The following is an 8,023-nucleotide window of genomic DNA, read 5'->3' on the forward strand; positions in this document are numbered from 1 at the left end:
CATAAGGATTAACTAATTATCGCGGACTGCTCATTTTTGATGTTGAAACCATTGAAGAGGCCGAGGCCTTGGAGAGCGAAGACCCCGCCATTAAAGGAGGACGACTCAAAATGCAAAGTTTCTATTGGTGGGGCGCCAAGGGAACTGCCCTACCCTAATCTGCTTTTTTGTAGCTTATGGCCATGCCTGCGCCTCTGCCGTCGAGTGTTGTTTTATAGTTGGGCAATTGGCTGACGTACTCGTAAAAGTTGTAGTTGTTGTGCCGGCTGACATTGTGGGTAACAAAGCAGGCTCCTGGCTCCAGCTTCGGATCCAAATTCTTGAAATAGTTAATGTACCAGCTTTTATCCGCATCGCTGAATACGAAATCGAATGGCCCCTCAAGTTTCGGAACAAGTTCATGCGCATCAGCCAGCTGCACATCAATGTACGCCAATACACCAGCTTTTTTGAAGTTAGCCAGCGCTTCGAGGTAGCGTCTTTTATTGATTTCAATGGTAATGAGCTTACCACCGGTTTTGCTGAGCGCCCAGGCAATCCAAATCCCCGAATGGCCTGTTGATGTGCCGATTTCAACCGCCCGCGTGTAGTTATTTTCAACAATGATATCGTACAGGAGCTGGCCATCGGCTTCGGGCACATTCATGTCGCGCCAGTTATTTCTACTGTTCTCCAGAAAATTCTTTACCTGCCTGTCCAAATCGGTCTCGTCCCCGCTTTCTTGCGAAAAGGCTGATACGCTTCCACAAGCAAACAGCCAAAAAAAGCTGATGCGAATCAAATATAAACGATAGCTGAAGCTTTTCATAGCATTAGCAATTTCAAACATCAATATTACAAAATACCGTGATACTTAACAAGTAGTTATTCTGTTGCAAAGTGAATTTTTCAACAAAAGGGAAAGTAGGAAAAGACCATTTGACACGACGGAAGAACAATGATATTGGAATGACTTCAATGCTTTTTGCACCGTATTTTGAATCAAGAAAACGAAGCGAATACAGGCGCATGAAGCGGGAAACAAGCTCCAATCAACTGAATGGAAATAGAAAAGCCGGAATCATTACAATGAACAATTCCGGCTTCTCAAATGACTTCTTATGACATTCTTAGAATCCGAATTTACCAGGAAGCCACAAGCTTAATTGTGGCAAGTAAGTCACCAGCAACAGCACCACCACCATGGCTAAAAACATGGGAATAAGCGGCTTGATCACCTTGTCGATACTCAAGCCGGCCACGCTGCAACCAATAAAGAGCACGGAGCCCACCGGCGGAGTACAAAGTCCGACGCTTAAGTTGAGCACCATAATAATTCCAAAATGAATGGGATCAACGCCCATCGCCGTTACAATCGGCAGGAAAATCGGCGTAAAGATCAATACCGCCGGAGTCATGTCCATAAACACACCCACAAACAGCAGAATCAGGTTAATGAGCAATAAAATGATAAACGGGTTGCTCGATACAGACAACAGCCCCTCGCTCACATTCTGCGGAATATTTTCATAAGCCATAATCCACGACAGCCCCAAACATGTGGCCACCAGCAGCAGGACGATTCCGGTTGTTTTTACAGATCGCAAAATGATCAAGGGAAGGTCGCTAAAAGAAACCTGCCGGTAGATGAAGGCTAAGATCACTGAATATAAAACCGCAATGGCCGAAGCCTCAGTTGCCGTAAAATAGCCAGCCACAATACCGCCAATCACAATAATCAACATCAGCAAGCTGGGGATGGCATCCAACAGTTTCTTCGACCCTTCCAATGCCTTTGCTTTATTATTTTTGGTCTTGATAAAACCAAAAATGCCAAAGGCGACGATGAATAAAATCAGCAAAATTCGATTTACCGTTGGATTAAACGTTGCACGGGCCATTGATATTCCCTGGAACGCCAAAACCAGTGCGGCACCAATCAGCAAGGCAATACCCAAAGCTTTTACTGCAGCCGCAGTTCCTTTGCGTTTGTAGATCAGCATGGTCACCGCGGTAATAATAATTCCAAGCCCGGTGAGGATGCCGGGAACATAACCAGCCAGGAACAGCGCGGTAATGGAAACCCCACCACTGGCCAGCGAGTAAACGATGAGAATATTACTGGGCGGAATGGATAAACCGGTCGTGGCCGAGGTGATGTTGACCGCCGCACTGAAATTGTCGGCATAACCCTCTTTCTTCATTTCAGGCCCCATAATACTACCAATAGCCGAAGCAGATGCTGCGGCAGAACCGGAAATGGCTCCAAAAAGCATGTTGGCCAGTACATTCACAATGGCCACTCCTCCGGGAATTCCACCAACCAATACGCGGGCAAAGTCAATCAGCCGGATAGCAATTCCCCCGCTATTCATGATGTTTCCTGCCAAGATAAAGAACGGAATGGCCAACAGGGCAAAACTATCAAGGCCGGTGGCCATACGCTGCGAAAAGGTTGTCAGGGCCGGAATCATATCAATACTGACGAGCATGGTCAAAATTCCGGAAATCCCGATGCTGAACGCAATGGGCACACCAATGACCAGCAAAACAATAAAACTGAAAATGAGCACAAATATTTCAAGAAATTCCATAAGCTTAGTTTTTCCGGTTTTCTTTAACCATGTTGTACATATTATCTACATCGAAATAAGCGATCAAAATGCCGCTTAAGGGCAACACCAGGTAAACAATTCCCAGGGGCATGCCTAAAGCAGCCGACTTAACCGACAAATAAAACCGGGTATAAACCAACCACGAACCACCAATAATCATCACGGTTATGGCGAAAACAATAATGATGGCGCTAATGATCATTTCGAGCTTGAATTTTCGTTGGGACGAACTTTTTTGAATGAGCAGATCGATGGCCAGGTGTTCGCGCTTGCCGGCCACATAAGCTGCGCCAAGTAAGCCCACCCAGATCAGTAAAAAGCCTGCCAACTCATCCGTAAAACTGCTGGGTGAATTCATGATGTACCGGCTGATAACCTGCCAAAGCACGTCAATAACCAGGATACTCATCAAAAAGACCAAGATCCACTCCAGTGATTTGTCTATAAAATTTCGTACAGTCATGTTATATTGATTTTATTCAACAGCTTGTATTCGTTTGATGTAGGAATAGATGACTGGCTTGTCCTTGTAACTTTCCAGCAAGGGCTGCACCTTTTCAATGAATGGGGCTTTATCAGGATAATTAATTTGCACACCTGCTTTCTGCACCTCCTCCAGTGATTCGATTTCGGATTCGGCCCAAAGCTTACGTTGCAAAACAGCCGACTCGTCTGCTGCCTGCTGAATCCACTCCTTTTCCTGCTCGCTCAGTTTGTCCCAAATTATTTGGCTGAACACCAGCACATCGGGAATGGTGGTGTGCTCATCGAGTGAGTAAAACTTACAAACCTCATAATGTCGCGACGTGTACAGGCTGGGCGGGTTATTTTCTGCGCCGTCAACCACCCCACTTTGCAAGGCGGTGTATAATTCGCCCCATGAAATTGGTGTTGGTGAACCACCCAGTGCTTTCGTCATTTCTACAGCAGTTATGCTTCGCATCACCCTGATTTTCAACCCAGCTAAATCATCCGGGTGCGTAATGGGTTTCGATTTGGTGTAAAAGCTGCGCGAACCGGCATCGTAGTACGTCAAACCACGAATCCATTTATCTTCGGTACTCAGCAGGAGATCTTGCCCAATTTCACCATCCATTATCTTAAAGGCGTGTTCTTTGGATTTGAAGATGTACGGAAGACCAAAAACCTTATAGTCATCGGTAAAACTTTCCATCACAGCGGCCGAGACTTTGGTAATGGCCAAGCTGCCAATTTGAAGCAATTCAACACATTGCTGCTCTGATCCCAACTGTTCGGCCGGGTAAATATCGATGATCAGTTTTCCTTCGGAAAGCTCCGCGGTACGTTTGGCCATAAACTCCATCGCATGGTGCACCGGATGGTCAACGGGTAATCCATGTGCCAGCTTCAGTTCTCTTTTGTCCTTTAACGGACCAACGCAAGAGAATGTGGCCAGCAGAAGAATCCCACCTAAAAATTTCACAAGTTTGCTGTTGTAAGCCATTGGATTGTTCTTGGTTATTTTTTGTATTTCTCAATGATGTTCAGGGCTTCCTGACATTTTTTCGTAATATAATCAAAATTGCCTTGTTGCAAAATTTCCTTCGGGAACAATTGCGATCCCATGCCTACACAGTGAACGCCGGCCTTAAACCACTGGCTTAAGTTTTCTTCGTCGGGCGAAACGCCGCCTGTTGGCATAATACTGGCGTAGGGCATTGGGCCCATCACACCTTTCACAAAGTCGGGTCCGCCCACCGATGAGCCTGGAAAAATTTTGACCACTTCACAGCCCAACTCATGTGCCCGGCCAATTTCGGTTACCGAACCACAGCCAGGGCTCCAGGCAATCTTCCGCTTGTTGCAAACCCGGGCCATTCCTTCATCAATTAAAGGAGAAACAATGAAGTTGGCGCCAATGGAAATGTACAAAGCCGTGGTCGCCTCGTCAACGATGGAGCCCACACCCATGATCATTTCCGGACATTCCTTAGCCGTCCATTTGGTCAGTTCACCAAACACTTCGGCGGCAAAATCGCCGCGGTTGGTAAATTCGAAAACACGCACACCACCTGCATAACAAGCTTTCACAACCTGCTTACACAATTCAATATCGGCATGATAAAAAACCGTAACCAGTCCGGTTGCTTTCATCGCTTGTGCCACTTCTATTCTTGTAAATCGAGCCATAATTTATATCAAATTCCAAGTTTCAAATTCCAAATTCAAAGTTTCCAAATTCCATCCGTCAGCTGGCAGACAAATTCCAGATACCAATTTATCGGGCTACGCGGCCGGATGCATCTCCGCCCATGAGTTTTTCCACTTCATCAACCGTTACCTGGTTGTAATCGCCGTAAATGGTGTGTTTCAAACATGAGGCAGCCACCGCAAATTCCAGTGCGTTCTGATCATTGTCAGGATAGGTCAGCAAACCATAAATCAATCCACCCATAAACGAATCACCGCCACCTACGCGGTCAACAATGTGGGTGATCTGGTACTGACGGGATTCATACAACTTTTTGCCATCCCAAAGTACGCCGGCCCAACTGTTGTGGTTGGCATTGACCGATCCGCGCAAGGTGGTAATTACCTTTTTGCACCGTGGGAACCGGGTCATAATTTGTTTTGAAACGGATTCGTAAGCGGCTCCTTCCACATGTCCGCCGGTAACATCCACGCCTTCGGGATGAATACCCAAAACCATGGCGGCATCTTCTTCGTTTCCTAAAACCACATCCGTTCCGGCAACCAACTCGGGCATCACTTCGCCTGCTGATTTTCCATATTTCCACAAGTTTTTACGGAAGTTCAAATCGCAGGAAACGGTAATGCCTTTTTCATTGGCTTTTTTGATGCCTTCCAGGCAAACATCGGCTGCTCCCTGCGAGATGGCTGGCGTAATGCCAGTCCAGTGAAACCATCCGGCACCTTCAAATACCTCGTCCCAATCAATCATGCCAGGTTTAATTTCGGCAATTGCTGAATGGGCGCGGTCGTAAACAACTTTACTGCCGCGGCTCACCGCGCCTGTTTCCAAAAAGTAAATCCCGACACGGTCGCCGCCGGTTACGATCTTATCGACACCTACGCCATAGCTTTTCAAGTCCATTTTACAAGCGCGGGCAATGTCATTCTCCGGCAGACGGGTTACAAAGTCAACCGGAACTCCGTAATTGGCTAAGGAAACGGCCACGTTAGCCTCTCCTCCGCCAAAAGTTGCAGTTAAACTGTCTGATTGGTTAAATCGCAAGTATCCTGGTGTTGCCAGGCGCAACATTATCTCTCCAAACGTTACAACTTTTTTATTCATGTTCTAATCTAATTTAATCCGTTAATGCAATCGATTGCAAAAATAGAAATCTTTTCAATAAGAATCAATTCAAATAACATCGGTCTGCTATCATTTTGAATGATTTTCACTGAAACTTGAAATAATTTTTCGCGTTGTTGTAGCAAATGTTTTCCACCATCTCGCCAAGCAATTTCATGTCGTTTGGTATTTCGCCATTCTCCACATCGTTGCCAAGCAAGTTGCACAAGGTTCGACGGAAATATTCGTGACGGGTGTACGACAGAAAACTGCGCGAATCGGTCAACATGCCTACAAAGCGGCTCAGCAGACCAAGGTTCGACAAAGCATTCATTTGTTTTTCCATGCCATCCTTTTGATCGAGGAACCACCAGCCGGAACCATATTGCATTTTTCCGGGCACCGAGCCATCCTGAAAGTTTCCAATCATGGTGGCATACAATTCATTATCGCGCGGATTCAGGTTGTACAAAACGGTCTTCGACAGTTTATTTTCCTGATCCAGACGGTCGAGCAACTTCGCCAATGGCGCGGCAACCGGTACATCACCAATGGAATCGAAACCAGTATCGGGCCCCAGCTTGCTAAAAAGCCGGGTGTTATTATTACGTTGTGCGCCGATATGGAACTGCTGTGTCCATCCGCGCGAATGATCCATGATTCCAAATTCGTACAACATGCACGATTTGAATTTCAGAATTTCGCCGGCATTCAGCTTTTTCAGTGTGCGAATCTTATCAAAAATGGCATTGATCTCCTCTTCCGTATAATCTTCGGCAAAAGCTGTATCCAACCCGTGGTCAGACAGCCGGCAGCCGTTGTCGTGGAAAAACTGGTGACGCTTGTCCAATGCCACCATAAAGGCATCGAAACTGTCAATTTCCACATTGGCCACTTCCCCAAGTTGGTCAACATAGTCATTAAAAAACTCCGGATTTTCAACCATCATGGCTTTGTCCGGTCGCCAGGCTGGCAACACAGCCACTTCAAAACCATCTTTTTTAATGGCCTGGTGATATTCAAGCGAATCAACCGGGTCGTCGGTTGTGCAAATCGTATCGACATTGGCCATACGAATAATGTCGCGACACGAATAGTTTCCCGAAGTCAGCTTTTCATTGCATTCGTCCCAAATTTCTTTGGCGGTTTCCGGATTCAGCACCTTATCAATACCGAAGAATTTTTTCAGTTCCAGGTGTGTCCAGTGATAGAGCGGATTACGAAGGGTATGCGGTACCGTCTCTGCCCACTTCTCAAACTTTTCCCAATCGCTGGCATCGCCCGTACAATAGCGCTCGTCTACCCCATTGGTACGCATGGCACGCCATTTATAATGGTCGCCATACAACCAAATCTGCGTGATATTTTCAAACGATTTATTTTCAGCGATCTCTTTGGGTGAAATATGACAGTGGTAATCAAAAATCGGCATTTTGGCCGCGTGTTCGTGATAGAGCTTTTGAGCGGTTTCTGTATGCAACAGAAAATTCTCATCCATAAATTTCTTCATATTCTTCTGATTTACGATTGATCAATTTACGATCTACGATTTGTACCCGATGCCAACAGAACCTGGTCAATCGCAAATGTTTAAATAGTCAATTTCGCTTTAATAATTACAAATTAAACAGCCTCTTCAAATGTCGTTCATAAATATTTTCCTCAACGCAAGCACCCACCACATCGGCATTTTTCTCAAGCAGCGAATAATAGCGCTCGCCCATTTCGGCAGCAACTTTGTATCCCACATGAATCAACTGCCGGAAACTTGGATTGTAATCCGGCTGTCCGGGTATATGGCGCAAGGTATTGGCAAATTGCTCACCCGACCAGCCATTCACTTCGTCGGCAGATGGTAAAAGGGCATCGTCAATATCAATCACATCAGCATAGGGCCCGCACAATTCATCTTTGCGACTCAAGGCGCTGGCATAAACTTCCTTGGCAGCTTCAAGCGCTTCTCCTCCGGCTACAGCCAGTCCAATCACTTCTTCTAGCCAAGTCGTGCCTGCCGTTTTTACATGAAGACCTTTGTCGTGTTTTTTAATGATGTCGGCCATAATCGGATAGATCGAAAATTTATCGCTTCCTGAGTGAACACTCAATTTCAAATCAGCGGGCAAGCCAAATTCTTTTACCGCATAATCAATCA

At 46.0% G+C, this 8,023-nt stretch carries 8 protein-coding genes; all 8 read right to left on the reverse strand.

Translation table 11 applies throughout. The features are described from left to right. Positions 1-154: 154 nt before the first annotated feature. The gene (locus NC99_RS04515) at positions 155-808 is read right to left on the reverse strand and encodes an O-methyltransferase (RefSeq protein ID WP_053180316.1); all 654 of its coding nucleotides are present in this window, start codon (positions 806-808) and stop codon (positions 155-157) included. 301 nt (positions 809-1,109) lie between these two features. After that, positions 1,110-2,573 (reverse strand): TRAP transporter large permease, encoded by a 1,464-nt coding sequence (locus tag NC99_RS04520; protein ID WP_053180305.1) that lies wholly within the window; start codon positions 2,571-2,573, stop codon positions 1,110-1,112. A 4-nt stretch (positions 2,574-2,577) separates the two neighbouring features. Then, positions 2,578-3,057 carry a TRAP transporter small permease gene (locus tag NC99_RS04525; protein WP_053180307.1) on the reverse strand — a complete coding sequence of 160 codons (480 nt, stop codon included), beginning with the start codon at positions 3,055-3,057 and terminating at the stop codon, positions 2,578-2,580. Positions 3,058-3,069: 12 nt separating this feature from the next. After that, positions 3,070-4,059, reverse strand: a complete 990-nt coding sequence (locus NC99_RS04530) for a TRAP transporter substrate-binding protein (protein WP_053180309.1) — start codon at positions 4,057-4,059, stop codon at positions 3,070-3,072. Positions 4,060-4,073: 14 nt separating this feature from the next. Continuing rightward, the gene (locus NC99_RS04535; RefSeq protein ID WP_053180311.1) at positions 4,074-4,745 is read right to left on the reverse strand and encodes a bifunctional 4-hydroxy-2-oxoglutarate aldolase/2-dehydro-3-deoxy-phosphogluconate aldolase; all 672 of its coding nucleotides are present in this window, start codon (positions 4,743-4,745) and stop codon (positions 4,074-4,076) included. An 88-nt stretch (positions 4,746-4,833) separates the two neighbouring features. Continuing rightward, a complete protein-coding gene (locus NC99_RS04540) occupies positions 4,834-5,871 on the reverse strand; it encodes a sugar kinase (RefSeq protein WP_053180313.1) in 1,038 nt (345 codons plus the stop codon). Positions 5,872-5,977: 106 nt separating this feature from the next. Beyond that, positions 5,978-7,381, reverse strand: a complete 1,404-nt coding sequence (uxaC, locus tag NC99_RS04545) for a glucuronate isomerase (RefSeq protein ID WP_053180315.1) — start codon at positions 7,379-7,381, stop codon at positions 5,978-5,980. 106 nt (positions 7,382-7,487) lie between these two features. After that, the coding region (locus NC99_RS04550; protein WP_239684408.1) for a tagaturonate epimerase family protein at positions 7,488-8,023 on the reverse strand (536 nt) is incomplete at its 5' end.

This window comes from Sunxiuqinia dokdonensis (assembly GCF_001270965.1).
Taxonomy (GTDB): Bacteria; Bacteroidota; Bacteroidia; order Bacteroidales; family Prolixibacteraceae; genus Sunxiuqinia; species Sunxiuqinia dokdonensis.